This window comes from Natronolimnobius sp. AArcel1 (assembly GCF_011043775.1).
Taxonomy (GTDB): Archaea; Halobacteriota; Halobacteria; order Halobacteriales; family Natrialbaceae; genus Natronolimnobius.
The window spans coordinates 328,954-342,984 of sequence record NZ_JAAKXY010000004.1; the positions used below are offsets into that span (position 1 = coordinate 328,954).

At 61.6% G+C, this 14,031-nt stretch carries 18 protein-coding genes; 6 read left to right on the plus strand and 12 right to left on the minus strand.

Annotated features, from left to right (window positions below; all coding sequences use genetic code 11):
- Positions 1-31 precede the first annotated feature (31 nt).
- The 4 genes from G6M89_RS13940 to G6M89_RS13955 all read left to right on the plus strand — a co-directional run bounded on the left by G6M89_RS13940 (position 32) and on the right by G6M89_RS13955 (position 2,895).
- Positions 32-1,276, plus strand: coding sequence for an aminotransferase class V-fold PLP-dependent enzyme (locus tag G6M89_RS13940; protein ID WP_165162427.1), 1,245 nt, complete (start codon positions 32-34; stop codon positions 1,274-1,276).
- Positions 1,277-1,445: 169 nt separating this feature from the next.
- Entirely contained in the window at positions 1,446-1,835 is a 390-nt protein-coding gene (locus G6M89_RS13945) for a hypothetical protein (RefSeq protein WP_165162428.1), read from the plus strand.
- Positions 1,836-1,946: 111 nt separating this feature from the next.
- Complete coding sequence (locus G6M89_RS13950) at positions 1,947-2,579, plus strand: HD domain-containing protein (RefSeq protein WP_165162429.1); 633 nt, start codon at positions 1,947-1,949, stop codon at positions 2,577-2,579.
- Positions 2,580-2,655: 76 nt separating this feature from the next.
- Positions 2,656-2,895, plus strand: coding sequence for a hypothetical protein (locus G6M89_RS13955; protein ID WP_165162430.1), 240 nt, complete (start codon positions 2,656-2,658; stop codon positions 2,893-2,895).
- A 57-nt stretch (positions 2,896-2,952) separates the two neighbouring features.
- Here the strand turns inward: G6M89_RS13955 and G6M89_RS13960 are convergent, their stop codons facing one another.
- Positions 2,953-4,398 (minus strand): MATE family efflux transporter, encoded by a 1,446-nt coding sequence (locus tag G6M89_RS13960; RefSeq protein WP_165162431.1) that lies wholly within the window; start codon positions 4,396-4,398, stop codon positions 2,953-2,955.
- Between the two features lie 106 nt (positions 4,399-4,504).
- Between G6M89_RS13960 and G6M89_RS13965 the strand changes: the two genes are divergently transcribed.
- On the plus strand, positions 4,505-5,128 hold the full coding sequence (locus G6M89_RS13965; RefSeq protein WP_165162432.1) for a hypothetical protein: 624 nt from the start codon (positions 4,505-4,507) through the stop codon (positions 5,126-5,128).
- Positions 5,129-5,149: 21 nt separating this feature from the next.
- Here G6M89_RS13965 and G6M89_RS13970 read toward each other — a convergent pair whose 3' ends face one another.
- The 10 genes from G6M89_RS13970 to G6M89_RS14015 all read right to left on the minus strand — a co-directional run bounded on the left by G6M89_RS13970 (position 5,150) and on the right by G6M89_RS14015 (position 11,910).
- Positions 5,150-5,434 carry a type II toxin-antitoxin system RelE/ParE family toxin gene (locus tag G6M89_RS13970; protein ID WP_165162433.1) on the minus strand — a complete coding sequence of 95 codons (285 nt, stop codon included), beginning with the start codon at positions 5,432-5,434 and terminating at the stop codon, positions 5,150-5,152.
- On the minus strand, positions 5,424-5,720 hold the full coding sequence (locus G6M89_RS13975; RefSeq protein WP_165162434.1) for a ribbon-helix-helix domain-containing protein: 297 nt from the start codon (positions 5,718-5,720) through the stop codon (positions 5,424-5,426). Before G6M89_RS13975 ends, G6M89_RS13970 begins: the two co-directional genes overlap by 11 nt.
- Before the next feature lie 324 nt (positions 5,721-6,044).
- Entirely contained in the window at positions 6,045-6,755 is a 711-nt protein-coding gene (locus tag G6M89_RS13980) for a PGF-CTERM sorting domain-containing protein (protein WP_241175348.1), read from the minus strand.
- Positions 6,756-6,858: 103 nt separating this feature from the next.
- Positions 6,859-7,950: a geranylgeranyl reductase family protein gene (locus G6M89_RS13985; protein WP_165162436.1), complete on the minus strand. Its 1,092-nt coding sequence runs from the start codon at positions 7,948-7,950 to the stop codon at positions 6,859-6,861.
- Between the two features lie 87 nt (positions 7,951-8,037).
- Positions 8,038-8,814, minus strand: coding sequence for a pirin family protein (locus tag G6M89_RS13990; protein WP_165162437.1), 777 nt, complete (start codon positions 8,812-8,814; stop codon positions 8,038-8,040).
- A 49-nt stretch (positions 8,815-8,863) separates the two neighbouring features.
- The gene (locus G6M89_RS13995; RefSeq protein ID WP_165162438.1) at positions 8,864-9,448 is read right to left on the minus strand and encodes a GTP-dependent dephospho-CoA kinase family protein; all 585 of its coding nucleotides are present in this window, start codon (positions 9,446-9,448) and stop codon (positions 8,864-8,866) included.
- Positions 9,449-9,481: 33 nt separating this feature from the next.
- The gene (gene spt4, locus G6M89_RS14000) at positions 9,482-9,679 is read right to left on the minus strand and encodes a transcription elongation factor subunit Spt4 (RefSeq protein WP_165162439.1); all 198 of its coding nucleotides are present in this window, start codon (positions 9,677-9,679) and stop codon (positions 9,482-9,484) included.
- 2 nt (positions 9,680-9,681) lie between these two features.
- Positions 9,682-10,254, minus strand: coding sequence for a DNA-directed RNA polymerase (locus G6M89_RS14005; protein WP_165162440.1), 573 nt, complete (start codon positions 10,252-10,254; stop codon positions 9,682-9,684).
- Positions 10,255-10,656, minus strand: a complete 402-nt coding sequence (locus G6M89_RS14010; RefSeq protein ID WP_165162441.1) for a PIN domain-containing protein — start codon at positions 10,654-10,656, stop codon at positions 10,255-10,257.
- 21 nt (positions 10,657-10,677) lie between these two features.
- The gene (locus G6M89_RS14015) at positions 10,678-11,910 is read right to left on the minus strand and encodes a translation initiation factor IF-2 subunit gamma (protein WP_165162442.1); all 1,233 of its coding nucleotides are present in this window, start codon (positions 11,908-11,910) and stop codon (positions 10,678-10,680) included.
- Between the two features lie 188 nt (positions 11,911-12,098).
- On the opposite strand from G6M89_RS14015, the gene G6M89_RS14020 reads away from it, so the two are divergent.
- Positions 12,099-13,106: a DUF5787 family protein gene (locus G6M89_RS14020; protein ID WP_165162443.1), complete on the plus strand. Its 1,008-nt coding sequence runs from the start codon at positions 12,099-12,101 to the stop codon at positions 13,104-13,106.
- 26 nt (positions 13,107-13,132) lie between these two features.
- Here G6M89_RS14020 and G6M89_RS14025 read toward each other — a convergent pair whose 3' ends face one another.
- Positions 13,133-13,963, minus strand: coding sequence for an MBL fold metallo-hydrolase (locus tag G6M89_RS14025; protein ID WP_165162444.1), 831 nt, complete (start codon positions 13,961-13,963; stop codon positions 13,133-13,135).
- Between the last annotated feature and the right edge of the window lie 68 nt (positions 13,964-14,031).

Genomic DNA, 14,031 nt, shown 5'->3' on the forward strand with positions numbered 1-14,031 from the left:
GTGTTTTGTCTGGACTCCCTCCTAGACGCCAATGAGTCAGCAGAATCTCGAGTCGCTCGACGTCGAGGCGATCCGCGAGGAGTTTCCCATTCTCGAGCGGGAGTTCGACGGCCAGCAGGTCGTCTATCTCGATAACGCGGCGACGACCCAGACACCGGACCCGGTCGTCGACGCGATGAGTGAGTACTACCGCGAGTACAACTCGAACATCCATCGCGGAATTCATCACCTGAGCCAGGAGGCCTCCATCGCCTACGAGGAGGCTCACGACCGCGTCGCCGACTTTATCAACGCCGACGGGCGCGAGGAAGTCATCTTCACGAAGAACACGACCGAAAGCGAGAATCTGGTCGCGTATTCGTGGGGCCTGAACGAACTCGAGGCGGGCGACCGCGTCGTGCTGACAGAGATGGAACACCACGCGTCGCTGGTCACGTGGCAACAGATCGCCCAGCAGACAGGTGCCGATGTCGAGTACATTCAGGTCGACGAGGATGGCCGACTCGATATGGACCACGCCCGCGAGTTGATCGACGACGATACCGCACTCGTCTCGGCGGTCCACGTCTCGAACACGCTCGGGACGGTCAATCCCGTCTCCGAACTGACCGACCTCGCCCACGAACACGGCGCACTCTCCTTTATCGATGGCGCGCAGGCGGTTCCCAACCGCCCCGTCGACGTGAGCGAGATTGATGCCGACTTCTATGCCTTCTCGGGACACAAGATGGCCGGACCCACCGGCATCGGCGTCCTCTACGGCAAGCAAGCGTTGCTCGAGGACATGCAGCCCTATCTCTACGGCGGCGGGATGATCCGCAAGGTCACGTTCGACGACTCGACATGGGGTGACCTGCCCTGGAAGTTCGAACCCGGTACACCGCCAATTGCCGAGGCAGTCGGTCTCGTCGCCGCCATCGACTGGCTCGAGGAGATCGGCATGGAACGAATCGAGGCCCACGAAGAGGAGATTGCCCGCTACGCCTACGAGCAACTCGAGGCGGAAGGCGACGTGGAGATCTATGGCCCCGAACCCGGACCGGACCGCGGCGGCCTCGTCAGTTTCAACGTTGAGGGCGTCCACGCCCACGATCTGGCCTCGATTATGAACGACCACACGGTCGCCGTCCGCGCGGGCGATCACTGTACCCAGCCACTACACGACAAACTGGGCGTTCCGGCCTCGACTCGAGCGTCCTTTTACGTATACAACACGCGCGAAGAGGTCGACAAGTTGGTTGCCGCACTCGAGGATGCGCGGCAACTGTTCGCGTAATCGTTTTACAGGCGGAGTGAGCGGCTTTGTAGTCTCTTTTCGAGGAGTGTGACCGAACTCGTTGAGTCCAAAGGCGCAAGTGTAGTACTGGTTCAGAACCACAGAACTACACAATTGTTAGAATAATACAGTCGGTTGAAATTTATAGCCGGAGGCCGTGGACGCACATATGTCCGATCACCCCCACGATGGATCGACAACAGACAATCGCTGGAACCACGTCTTCGTGGCGCTGGCAGCGGCGCCACGACGCCGACTGCTGGCCGCGCTTACCGACGAACCGACACGCACGGTTTCGCTTCCAACAGCCGCAATGGCACCGAACTCCACCGTTGCACCGCAGACAGTCGACCTCGAGTTACGCCATCATCACCTTCCGCTGCTCGAGGCCTCCGAGTACGTCGACTGGGAGCCAGAGCCGCTGTGTGCCACGCGTGGTCCACGGTTCGACGAGGTCCGGGCGGTCGTCGATGGCGTCGCCGCGAACGCATCGGCGATTCCCAAGCCGTTGTCGACGACCGATCACGTCTTCGAGGCCGAAGCGTCTCGAGGCCAGTAAATCATCACGTTCGGCCGGCAGCGGAGTCACGGTTGAACGCAGTGGGGAATACCATTCGATTGGGGGCGATCGAATCAGTGGCGACTATACCACAAGTGCCTAACATGCGGTATGCTCGAGACAGTTCGCCGTCGCGCACGGCCGTATTTGGCGGATGCACCGCCGGCCCACGACTGGCATCACGTCGAGCGAGTTGAAACGCTTGCAGAGACGCTTATCGACCGCCATCCGGACACAGTCGACGAGCGAACGGTCCGACTCGCGGTCTTACTCCACGATATCGGCCGGGAGCGCGAGGATCGCGGCAAAATAGACGATCATGCACAGTGGGGTGCCCGCGAAGCCGCGACGATTCTCGAGGAGGTCGGTGCCGGACCGGACACCATCGACGCCGTTACTCACTGTATCCGTTCCCATCGGTACTCGAACGCGATTGAACCGGAAACGCTCGAGGCGAAACTCGTCTCGGATGCGGATAATCTCGATGCGCTCGGCGCAGTTGGCATTGCGCGGGTGTTCGCCCACGGCGGTGCAGTTGGATCGCCAATTTTCGATTCGGAGACGCCGCCTGCTGAGGATACGACGACTGTGGGGAAGACCCAGTACAACCACATTCATGCAAAAATCCTCGACTTACCGGATCGGATGTACACTGACGCTGGCGCGGCCCTCGCCGAGACGCGAGTGCAGTTCGTCCGCGAGTACATCACACAGTTCGATCACGAACGTCGTGGCGAGCAGTAAGGGACAAACCGTACACCGCGGGCCGGGAGCTTTTCAGTGCGACCGACATACAACGCCATCGCCGAGGTGAGAACAGATGTTTGTGTGTCCCGATCACTCTAAGTGGACGCCGCTCGAGACGGTGAGTCGCGTTCTTGCCGCGGCCAGTTGGTACGATTTCCTGCTTGGGATCGTCCCAGTTGCATTCGCGGGTGCGCTGGTCACTGCGAACCTGACGAGTGTCTCGCAGATTCAGATGCTGGCTGTCGCCGCGGCCGTTGGAGTTCTCGTCATCATCGACGCCTGCTACAGAAATCCGCCAGTCGAGCAGGAGTGAGCGTCACAACAGCGACCAGCACCCGCCCACCCGATTTCTCGCATCCGTTGTAGACTCTCAGCTCGCCTCTGAGGAGGGGCGATACCGTCGACTCACGGCACGCCAGTCACCACGGCGGAACAGCCAGTAGGTGATCCCGCCCGGAACGAACGTCTCGAGCAGAAACGCCAGATAGAGGCCGGCAACGCCAAGCGGCGTAACCAACCCGAGCGCGGCGACCGGCAGCGCGAATCCATACCGCCCGATCAGCGAGGCGGCAAACGGTTTTCGAGTGTCGCCGGCACCCAGAAGCGCACCGCTTGCCGTGCCATCGATGCCGAGACCGATCGCGCTGATTGCACTGACCGCGATGAAGATAGTCGTCTGCTCGAGGTTGCCGTTCCCGCCGAAGAGCGTGGCGATAGGTTCTGCAAGGGCGATGACGACGACAGCCATGACGAGATACGCTGCAACCGCGATCCGGATAATCGCAGCGCCGTAGGCTGCGGCCTCGTCTTCGTCGTTCGCACCAAGGTGTTGCCCGACGAGCGAACTCGAGGCCAAGCCGAGTCCCCAGTTGACGCTGTTGATCTGGCTGCGGACACGGCGGCCGACTTCGACGGCGGTGACGACGGCAGGGCCAAAGGTTGCGGCGATCCACAGCAGCGGGAAGACAACGAGTCCCTGTGCGAGTCGGCGGCCGACTTCAGGCGCGGAGATTTCGATCAGTTGGCGAGCCAGCGCGAGGTCGATCCATGCGCTCGTTCGGGTGATGGGGACCGGGCTTGGTTCCATCCCGAGACGGCCATAGGAGCGCCCGGTCATCCCCCACGCGAGGACAACAGTGACGAAACCAGTCGAGAGCGTCGTGCCGATAGCTGCGCCGGCGACGCCCATGTCGAAGCCGAAGATGAACAAGCCGCTGAGGAGGATGTTGAGCACCGCGCCACCCGCGCGGGCGACCATCTCGGTGAACGTGTCGCCGACGCCGGTGTAGGTGCGACTGGCGATCAGATTCAGCATCTCGAAGAGGGCAGCGGGTGCGACATAGACGAGGTAAGTGCTCCCGTACTCGAGCGTTTCACCCTCTGCGCCGAAGAGGCCAATCAGCGTCTCCGAAAATAGGAGGAAGACCGCCATAATCGGCACTGCGAGGGCAACAACCAGCAGGATGCTCTGGATGACCACCAGCGACGCCCGTTCGGTCTCATCCCCGCCGTAGTTCTGCGAGACCAGCGAGATCGTCCCGCCCGCGAGACCAAGTCCCAACATCGCGACGATTTCCCAGTATGCAAGCGCGAACGCGAGCCCTGCGGTCCCCGAAACGCCGACCGCGACGCCGACCATCGCCAGATCGGCCGTCTGCTTCGACATGATTGCAAACCCCGTGACGATGCGGGGCCAGGCCAACTCCATTGTCGGCCGGAACCGCTCGGCGTCGATAATCCCGAGGCGCTCGAGGAGGCGAGCGAGACGGTCGATGGCCGCCTCACCTGGTCCGCGCTCGCTCCCGCGTCCTGTCATTACCGGTGCTTTCGGGAGGCCCCTCTTCGGTCTATCGTTGAGCGCTCGCGTTCCCGCAGATACGATCAATACAAAAACACTTTACAGTAGCCTTCGAGCGAAGCGTATGAGACGACGAACGCTCCTTGCCAGCGTATGCGGCTCTGCGGCGGTGCTTGGCGGCTGTACGGTCCCCCAGTCTGACTCGCGTGACCGGTCGTATATCCCGCGTTCGGCGGACGGGTTTCCAACCCACACAACTGGTTTTCGTGATCTGAATCCATGGGACTTCGATGAACGCGAACCCGCACAGACGATAACAATCGGGAGCGAAACGGACCTCGAGGACTCATTCGAACCGCACGACATCTACCTCTGGAATACGCTCGCGGAACGCGATATCGACATTCGACTCATCGATATGTGGGAGCGAGAGATCGTCTTCGACGAAACCGAGACTGTGCCGTCCGATTCGATCTATTCGTTCACAGTTTGGACTCCAGCAGTGTATCTCCTCGAGCTATACGTTCCAGACACTGACACGCAGCAGGTGTTACGAATCCGCTGCCGTTTCTTCGATTGTAACATCTCCTCAACGCGCGTTGCACTCGAGGCCGACGACCAGTTCGAAGCAATTGCACAGTCGACGTTGGCACTGTGCCCGAATCCAATCTGTGAGTCAGGAGAATCCATCGAAGAGCGGGCAGCAGAGATAAGTATCAATTTGAGTCCAGACGTAGACCTCGAGTAAGACCCGACACAGAGTCGCCTATCAATCGTCAGCTGTGTATGCGCCGCTTCGGTGCTCGATTCGATGCACTTCGAGGACCGCTGTGCCGTGGGTGAGCGTACAGGCCAGTCGATACTGTCCGATACGAAGTTTGGAAAACGGCCCACCGGTTAGTGGCTCGAGAAAATCTGTTGGATCTCGCCAGGCCGAATCCACGACCTCGTCGAGTTTCGACACGATTCGGTCTTGAACATGCGGATCCAGTTCAGCGAACTGGTCGGCAGCACGCGGCGTGAATTTCCAGGTCCAGTCCTCGTTACTCGGCATCGTCGTTCTGCTCCATCAACTCGAGCACTTCGTCTCGCGAAACGAGGTCATCGTCACCAGATCGAAGTTCGTGTTCGCTTGCCGCGATCTGCTTCCACCCTTCGCGAGAGAATTCCGGATGTTTCACCGCATCTCGAGCGGCGTAGCGAAGGAATTCACTTCGAGAGTTGAAGCCCTCTTCTTCCCACGTTGTATCGATATCCTCGAGAAAGGCCTTGCTCAAGCGGAGGTTGATCTGGACCATCTCCGGTCCGTTCTCGCCGGTCCCGGTATCTGTACCAGACATATACGTCTGTGTTGCCTGCGTATATGGATAAATCTTCGTGCGACGCGTCAGAACCGGATCAGCCGCGAAGCCTCGAGAGCACCACGCGCAGATGATCCGCCGACAGTAGCGACGTGGCCAGTCCATGTGGACACCGGTTTCGCCAGACAATGTGCTGAATCCCACCCGCTGGACCCGCCCCGGGATCGGGATAGTCGACGGCAGCTGTGTGCTTTCAACGCTCGCTCCCCCGTCAGTCAGTATTCATTTCTGGGAGTTCTCGCTTCGATCTGTCTTGGGCGCTCGAGAGAGCGCCGATCACTCAGAGCGACCGACAACAGGGTATCAGGCGTGATCGTCGCGGTGGTGGTTCGCCAGAAGGTATCCGACTCCACCGAGCCCAGCGAGCGTGCCGAGGACGCCAAATCCAGGAATCGAATCGCTGTCGCCAGCCGTGTCGGTTTCGTTGTCTACGGCATCGGCGTCGCTCGAGTTGGCACCATTGTCGCCACTCGTCGTTTCGTTCACGGAGTCGCTTTCGCCATTGAGGTCGTCGTGCGACGTGTCGGTCTCATTCTCAGCCGGCCTCTCGTCGTCTGTAGACTCGTTGTCGTCGTCCTCGTCGGCCGCGCCGTCCATGGATCCGCCCAATGGTTCCGGTTCCTCGTCGTCGCTCACCTCGTCGATAGTGATCGGGACTCCGTCTCGAGACTCCTCGAGTGCCGACTGGGCCGCCTCTTCGTCCGAGGTGTACACCGTGACGACGAAGACGTTGCGTTCGCAAATTTCGTCCTCACCGGACGAGCGACCGATCCTCTCGAACCAGGGTTCGTCTGCCAATTCCGCGTACAATTCGTCCGCGACATCACGCGAGCGTTCGACCTGGTCCCACCACGCTTTGGGAACTTCTTCAGTTGCAATGACCTCATCACCCGACATGGCTGTCGCAATCTCAGTCAGTTCACAGTCATCTTCGTCGGAGCGTGCACTCGCGGCCCCGGGGACCGCGCTCACAGAAAGACAGCCAAGAGTTGCGAGTACCTGCCGTCGGTTCATATGCTCGTTGTTGTTTCTATCACACATAAAGAAATGGAAAGCTAAAACGAACTTTGCACTGAAAGGGTGCCCTATTCGACCGAGTTACCCGTCACTCGAGGGATCAGCCGCGAAGCCTCGAGAGCACCACACGCAGATGGTCCGTCGAGAGCAGCGAGGTCGGCCGATCCATGTGGACACCGATTTCGCCCGAGAGCGCGCCGAGGCCGACTCGCTGGACCGGCTCTGGTAGCGAGTAGGCACGGCGAATCCAGTGGGCCAGTTGCTGTTCTCGAGCCAGATCATCGCGCCAAGCGTGCTCGTAGGCTGCAAGCGTGGTCGGTCGATGGGGGTCGATTTCGCGGGCGGCGTGGTCGGCACAGGTCATGCCATAGAGGATGCCACCGCCGGTGAAGGGCTTGGTCTGGGCGGCCGCATCGCCGATGAGAAAGACGCGCCGGGAAGTGACGCGATCCGCTGGACCGACGGGGATCGCTCCGGAACACCGATGCGAGACGTCGATTTCGTAGCCGTCGATTAGTTCCTCGAAGTGCTTGTTCACGTGCACGCCCGGTGGGGCAGCGAGTCCGTACTCGACACCGGCCTCGCCGCGGGGGATGCGCCAGGCAAAGAACGTGGGAGCGGTGAGGTGGACGTCGACGAAATTGTCGTGATCGTCCTCATCGGAAAAGGCGAGTACACCATGGAGGAGTTCGTCGGGTTCGGGAAGGCCACACTCATCGCGCACTCTCGATCGCGGGCCGTCGCAACCGGCGACCATGCGGGCCTCGTGGGTGACGACGCCGTCAGGGCCGCTGGCAGTCACCGTCGCGTGGTCTGCATGTTCCTCGACGTCGGTGACGGTGTGGTGTTCACGAACGTCCGCGCCGGCCTCGCGCGCGAGGTCCGCGAGGTGCTGATCGAGCCCAACACGGTCGATGACGTTCGAAGCGACCTCGTCCTTATAAAACGGGTAGGCATCGCTGTGTGGACCGCCGACGTGGAATCGCGCGCCGTAGACCTCGTTCTGGAAGAGCTCTTCGCGTGCATTTTGGCCGGTGTATTCCCAGATATCGGTGCTGACGTGGCCTGAGCAGGCAAGCGGCGTCCCGACGGTTCCTTGCTCCAAGGCGAGTACGTCGTAGCCCTTCTCGGCGGCCCGTCGCGAGAATCGCGCCCCAGCTGGGCCGACGCCCACGACGACGAAATCATACATGTGCAATACGTTCACGTCGGCGAATAAATATCCTGCCGAAGGCTGCACCTCGAGTGGCAGTGGTGTCAGCGTCGTCTGGTTCCTGTACTACAGGACGAACGGCCCCTGCTGTCGAATTTCCTCATCATTCGGACGGCCGGCGACAGCGACAACGCGGAGTTCGCTTTCGGTCTCGGTCTCGGTCTCGTTTCCACGCTCGCTCTCGAGGACGACCGACCGAGACTCCGTGAGCGGGAACACATCTCCTTTCTCGAACTCGTGGCCATCAACGGTTCCCGTCCCGGACACGCCGTACAGAAAGCCCGTCCAGCCGTCCGGTAGTGTCCACGTCCAGTCGTCGGTCACTCGCACGTCGTGGTAGGTGAGTTCGGTCGTTGGCTCGAGTGGCGATCCCCCACCGACGACGGTTGTGATCGTCGCGCCGTCTTCCTCGAGCGTTGGCAGGTCGTCAGCCGCCGCGTCTGCGTAGTTGGGCTCGCGGTCTTTCTCCTCGCGGGGCAGGTTGACCCACAGTTGGAGGCCGCTACAGCCCGCGCCGTTTGCGGGGAGTTCCGAGTGGCGAATCCCCTTGCCAGCCGTGATGTGCATGGCCTCACCCGGTGTTGCTGTGTGGGAGACTCCAAGCGAGTCCTCGTGGTCCATCCCGCCCTCGAGCATGTAGGAGACGATCTCGAAGCCGCGGTGTGGGTGCATCGGAAAGCCGTCGTCAGGGTCGATATAAAAGCGCTCGAAGAGAACGAACGGGTCGAGGTGGGTCGGACACGCCGTTGTTGGAAACGCGCGCGTCGAGTTGACGCCGGTTCCGTGTCGGACCGTCTCGCCCGCAATCGGCTCGCTCGAGGCGTTGGATGCGTCCGGATTCATGGTCAGATTCAGGTCGCTATCCGGATAAGCGACCCGGCTGGTGAGAGCGTCACTCCTCGAGCAACGTCCACAGTCGTTCGGTATCGCCGTCGAAGCGCTCGAGGAGCGCACGCATCTCACGGCGGTGGTCGTCGGTCACGGTGACGTGGACCATTCCCTCGCCGGGTTGGCCGTAGACGACGCTTGCGCCCTCGGGCGCGGCGACGATTGCGGGGAGGGCAACGAGGTCCTCCTCACCGTCGACCAGAATTGTCGTTGGCTCTTCGCGGTCCAACCCCTCGCGGAGCGCGCGAATCACGTCCGCAGAAATCTCCGCGGGCGGATTGACAGCCTCGAGGTGGATTTCATCAGTGACAGCCGCCTGAATCTCGTCGTCGACGGCTTCGCGCTCGGTTCGTTCGTCGACGAGTGCAACGTCGGGCGTCCGACCGGCCTCGAGAAGGTGGTAGGTAACGACGTCGCCGACGGCGATCAGTGGACCCTCGACATCGGCGAGGAGTGCGTCGGCGTCGGTCTCGATCGGTCCAATCGGGTCTTTGAGTTCGCCACGGAGGGCATCGGGGAGAACGAGCAACTGGTCGTCAGACGCATTCGTGGCGGCGTCGGTAGTCGAGTTAGTATTGTCTGAAGTCACGGTAACAAGCAGAACGAGCGTTAAATCGGGTACTTAGCGAACTTTCAGTGCGTACGCACCGGGTTCGGTGACCTGCATCTCGGTTGCAATCTGGCTGTCCTCGGGGTGGGCGATGACGACGTAGCCGGCCCAGTCCTCAGTCAGCGACGAGGAGTTACAGGCGTCACAGGTCTCGTTGTCCGGGTCGTTGACCCGGTGACACTCACGACAGACGAGACGGTCTGCGGCCATGGTTATTCACCCTCTGCGGGGGCTTCCTGGCGCTCGTGTTCGTCTTTGAGCCAGCCGTGTTTGCCGAGGCCGGGCTGTTTCGCGGTGAGCCCGATCTTCGAGTCACGCGGGTTGCGCTCGTCGATGCTCTTGGTGACGATTCGTGCGCGGACGGCGTCTTCGACGCCAAGTGTTCGGTTGGAATCGTTCGATGCCAGTTGCTGGTTCTCGCCATCGAAGGCGAGATACTCGTCGGAAATCTGGGAGACGTGGAGTAGGCCGTCGACGGGGCCGATCCCGACGAACGCACCGAACTCGACGACTTCGACGACCGTCCCGTCGACGACTTCCTGCATCTGTGGATCGAACGTGACGGCATCGAAATCGGCTTCGTAGTAGACGCCGGGTTCGTTCGGGAGCACCGTCCCCTCACCGATGTCGTGGACATTCGTCACCGAGACGATGCTGCCGACTTCTTCGTCCATTCGGCCTTCGAGTTTGTCCTGTAGCAGTCGCTTCACGAGGGTCGGCGAAACGTCACCGAGCGCCTCCGGCGGTACCTCCACCGTATCTTTCAATCTGACCCGTTTGTACATCTATGGTTGAGTTATCGCTAACTTGTTTCTCCCGCGTAATGCAATTACCGGTACGCTCGCCTCGAGCACCCGGTCACCGAGCGGGCGATCGTTCGTGACGACGTAGTCGACAGTACCCCGGCGGGCGAGTTCAACTAATGCGTCGTCGGCGTACGATGCCTCCGTATCGACGATAAGACAGCGTTCAGTCGCCAAGTCATGGCCGACGTTGGCGGCCGTCCCCTCCGTGCCGCCTTTTTCCGAAAGGCGACGAAGTTCTTCGATGACGGCCTGGGGCGCAGTCGGCTCATAGCTCTCGAGTATGCGCTCGAGTTCGTCGAACAATCGCACGTCGAGTTCGACTGGCATCATGAGCGCACTCGTGTCCAGTGCGATCCGCGATGGTCCTGTGCCTGTACTCATTCGTCGTCAGTGCCCGTCGAGTTACTCCGTGAGTGTTCCAAGTCCGATCAGTCGCCAGCGGGCACCGATACGGCGATTGATCGCGATTTTTGCGCCGGGTTCGGCTGCAACGGGGCGCTTGAGTTTGACCTCACACTCGCCTTCACGCGCGCTGGTGACCGCACCAACGGTCGTGGCGGTACCGACAGTCATCATCAGCGGCTCGCCCGTGCTGATCTCGTCGACGGTTTCGCCACCGTCGACGCCGACGACGCGCTCGAGGAGGTCGACATCCATCGTGAACGACTGCCAGGTTGGCGGGAGCGAGCCGGGTGGGCCTGCCAGCCGCCCAGCGAGTGCGTCACCTTTCGTCAGCGACGGGTCGAGTCCCGTCCCGACACCCAGCAAGCCACCGGGTGTCGCGGTGTCGACGTTTTCGCCACCGGCTTGCAGCGAGCGAATCGTCGTCTCGATTGGGACGTACTCGGTCTGGCCGCCTTCTTCGATTTCGCGGCCGGGTTTGATCTCGATATCGTCGTCGACCTCGAGTTCGCCCTGAACGAGGCTGCCACCGAGGACACCGCCAGCGAGGTTGTCGGCAGTGGTGCCCGGTTTGTTGATGTCGAAGCTGCGGGCGACGTGCATCCGCGGATCGTCGTCAGGATCCTGGTCAGGCGTCGGAATTTCGTTTTCGATTGCCTGGATGAGGAGATCGAGATTGACCTCCTGTCCGGCGGAGACGGGGACGACAGGCGCGTCTTCGGCGACGGTGCCTTCGACGAACTCCTGGATTTCCTCGTAGTTGCGCCGTGCCTGCTCCCCGCTGACGAGGTCGACCTTGTTCTGGGCGATGACGATGTTCTCGATACCGATGATATCGAGCGCCATCAGGTGCTCTTCGGTCTGGGGCTGTGGGACGGGCTCGTTGGCGCTGACGACCAGCACGGCTCCATCCATCAGCGATGCTCCCGAGAGCATCGTCGCCATCAGGGTCTCGTGACCCGGGGCGTCGACGAACGACACGGTCCGAAGCGGCTCGCTCTCCGAGCCATCCGAACACTCCTCTGAAACGGTGTAACAGTCGGGTTCGTCCAGGTCTGGACAGTGACGGAACGTCGCGTCCGCGTAGCCGAGCCTGATGGAGATACCGCGCTTCATCTCCTCTGAGTGCTGGTCGGTCCACGAACCACTCAGAGCCTGGACCAGCGTGGTCTTGCCGTGGTCGACGTGACCGACGAGCCCGATGTTCACCTCCGGTTGTTGATTTCCTGCCATAAGACGGTGAGTAATCTTAGCTATGGCTTCCGTCGTGCGCTTGATAAAGGTTGCGAGCTATCCCCGCAGTTCGGCGATCAACTCCGCTCCTCGAGGTCGGTCACTCCGCCACATCGTCGCGCCACAGTGCAGTGACTATTGTCTGCCATCCCGACGAGCTTTTCTCGAGTGCGCCCCTCTTCAGTAGCGTGTCGGAATTCGCGTTCGAACTCGAGGTATGTGCTCGACTCGAGGCCGACAAACCGGGACTTATTGCCCGCCAGCTTGGCGCAAGCGTCGCCGATCCGGGCGGGCGAATCCTGGACGTCGTCTGCGTCGAGCCCGGCCCCGAGTTCGAGGAGCGACTCACACTCACGAGCGAGACGATTCCGGACGCGGCTATCGCCTCCGATGTCGGGCCCGGCCGTGCTCGTTACTGGAAGCATGCGTTCCCCGACGACTGTCATCCGAAACAGGCGCGCCGGGCGATGGAACGAGCCTGCGAGATCGGCTTTTTTGAGCGCGAACGGCGGAATGGCCGCGACTACGTCCGCCAGGTTGCCCGCTATCCGGACTGGTACGGACGACTGGTCGGCATCGAAAACAAACCCGACCTCGGCCGGCCAGGCGACCTCGAGGCGCAGTTGCGAACGGACGTTAGCCTCGCGCTGGTCGACGAAATTATCCTCGCGACGGAAAGTTACGTGACGCGCGCGCATCTGAATCGCATTCCCGACGAAGTGGGCGTCTGGCGCGTCCACCGCGGCGATGGGGACTTCCCCCAGCCGCTTGAGGTCGAAATCAACGTGATTCGTGAGCCAACGCCCCTGCCGACTGGGGAGGCCGGTGTCGAGCCGCTCGAGGCCCATCCCGGCCGGACAGAGATCGCTGTCGTCGACGAGGCAGCCAAAGCTCGAGCGCGTCGGCGACTTGCCGAACGGGCCTACGGCAAAGGCTGGCGGACGTACGAGATGCCGGCCTGTACGGCCTGTACGTCGACCGACCCCGACGAGACCGGCGCGACACTTCCACACTGTCAGTGGGCCGGCGAGATCGTCGATGCCGGCTCGAGGTGTGGGCCATCGTGTCCAGGCTACGAGCCAGTTGCGGACCGAGAGTTGGTTGATCTCGAGGCAGAACGGGCGATGCGGACGCCCTGGCGGGCTGATCCAGCGGGTCGCCAGCGACGCCAATCAGGGTTAGATCAGTTCGAGTGACGGCCGGCAGCGTACCGCTGAGCAACTCACTCGGGTAGCTGGTACTGCTCACCGTCGACGGCGAGTGGCTCGTCGAACGCCTCCTCGAGCGGATAGTAGTGCGCCAGATGAACGAGTCGCGTCCGTTCGGCCTCGAGATCCGATGCTAACGCGAGGGCACCTTCTCGAGTCATGTGTTTCGTGCCGAACGTTCGAGGGATGCCGTCTGGCCCTTCGTGGCGACCACCGGCAGGATGGTGTTTGCAAAATCGTGCGGGAACGATTGCCTCAGCCAATAGGAGGTCTGGGTTAGCGAGCACCTCGCGAGAGCGGGCTGGAATACCATAGCTCGTATCGCCCGAAATCGACAACTTTGCGCCCGTCTCGGGCTCTTCGATGGCGAGGCCGTAACACAAAAGCGGCGGGTGTTCGACCGGTACCAGCGTCACGTCGAACCCACAGATCCGGACCGGTTCAAGTGGCGTCGTTGGCTGGACCGTCACAGTATCGAGGTAGTCGTAATCGGTGGCGACGGTTTCGGCGACGCTCGAGTCGGTGTTGGGATCGGTTTCGTTCGCGGCGTAGACGTCGAGCGAGTCGAAGACGCGAAAGGCGTTGCCCAGCCCATCGAGATGATCGAAGTGGATGTGGGTGACGATGGCGGCGTCAGGGAGCGAGACGTCATCACGCAGGAATTGATACCGAAAGTCGGGACTGAAATCGACCAGCAGCGACTCACCGGTGCGGTCGTTCTCGACGTGGACCGAAAATCGTGTTCGCTCGAGGCCGCGTTCGCGGGCGGCTTCGCACGTCTCGCAGCCACAGCCAACAGTCGGCGTGCCGGTCGTATCGCCAGTTCCGAGCAGGGTGACGCGCATCAGTGTGTGCCTCCGATGGCCACCCTCGCGCTTAGTACTGGCTGGCCTCGAGCAACGCGCGTACGTCG

Bases quoted from the DNA above. Each gene is read 5' to 3' on its own strand.
- G6M89_RS13970 (WP_165162433.1), bottom strand. From the start codon at position 5,434: ATGCCGAGTAACGAGGACTGGACCTGGAAATTCACGCCGCGTGCTGCC.
- spt4 (WP_165162439.1), bottom strand. From the start codon at position 9,679: ATGGCCGCAGACCGTCTCGTCTGTCGTGAGTGTCACCGGGTCAACGAC.
- G6M89_RS13980 (WP_241175348.1), bottom strand. From the start codon at position 6,755: ATGAACCGACGGCAGGTACTCGCAACTCTTGGCTGTCTTTCTGTGAGC.
- G6M89_RS13975 (WP_165162434.1), bottom strand. From the start codon at position 5,720: ATGTCTGGTACAGATACCGGGACCGGCGAGAACGGACCGGAGATGGTC.
- G6M89_RS13990 (WP_165162437.1), bottom strand. From the start codon at position 8,814: ATGAATCCGGACGCATCCAACGCCTCGAGCGAGCCGATTGCGGGCGAG.
- G6M89_RS14015 (WP_165162442.1), bottom strand. From the start codon at position 11,910: ATGGCAGGAAATCAACAACCGGAGGTGAACATCGGGCTCGTCGGTCAC.
- G6M89_RS13960 (WP_165162431.1), bottom strand. From the start codon at position 4,398: ATGACAGGACGCGGGAGCGAGCGCGGACCAGGTGAGGCGGCCATCGAC.
- G6M89_RS14025 (WP_165162444.1), bottom strand. From the start codon at position 13,963: ATGCGCGTCACCCTGCTCGGAACTGGCGATACGACCGGCACGCCGACT.
- G6M89_RS14010 (WP_165162441.1), bottom strand. From the start codon at position 10,656: ATGAGTACAGGCACAGGACCATCGCGGATCGCACTGGACACGAGTGCG.
- G6M89_RS14005 (WP_165162440.1), bottom strand. From the start codon at position 10,254: ATGTACAAACGGGTCAGATTGAAAGATACGGTGGAGGTACCGCCGGAG.
- G6M89_RS13985 (WP_165162436.1), bottom strand. From the start codon at position 7,950: ATGTATGATTTCGTCGTCGTGGGCGTCGGCCCAGCTGGGGCGCGATTC.
- G6M89_RS13940 (WP_165162427.1), top strand. From the start codon at position 32: ATGAGTCAGCAGAATCTCGAGTCGCTCGACGTCGAGGCGATCCGCGAG.
- G6M89_RS13950 (WP_165162429.1), top strand. From the start codon at position 1,947: ATGCTCGAGACAGTTCGCCGTCGCGCACGGCCGTATTTGGCGGATGCA.
- G6M89_RS13945 (WP_165162428.1), top strand. From the start codon at position 1,446: ATGTCCGATCACCCCCACGATGGATCGACAACAGACAATCGCTGGAAC.
- G6M89_RS13955 (WP_165162430.1), top strand. From the start codon at position 2,656: ATGTTTGTGTGTCCCGATCACTCTAAGTGGACGCCGCTCGAGACGGTG.
- G6M89_RS13965 (WP_165162432.1), top strand. From the start codon at position 4,505: ATGAGACGACGAACGCTCCTTGCCAGCGTATGCGGCTCTGCGGCGGTG.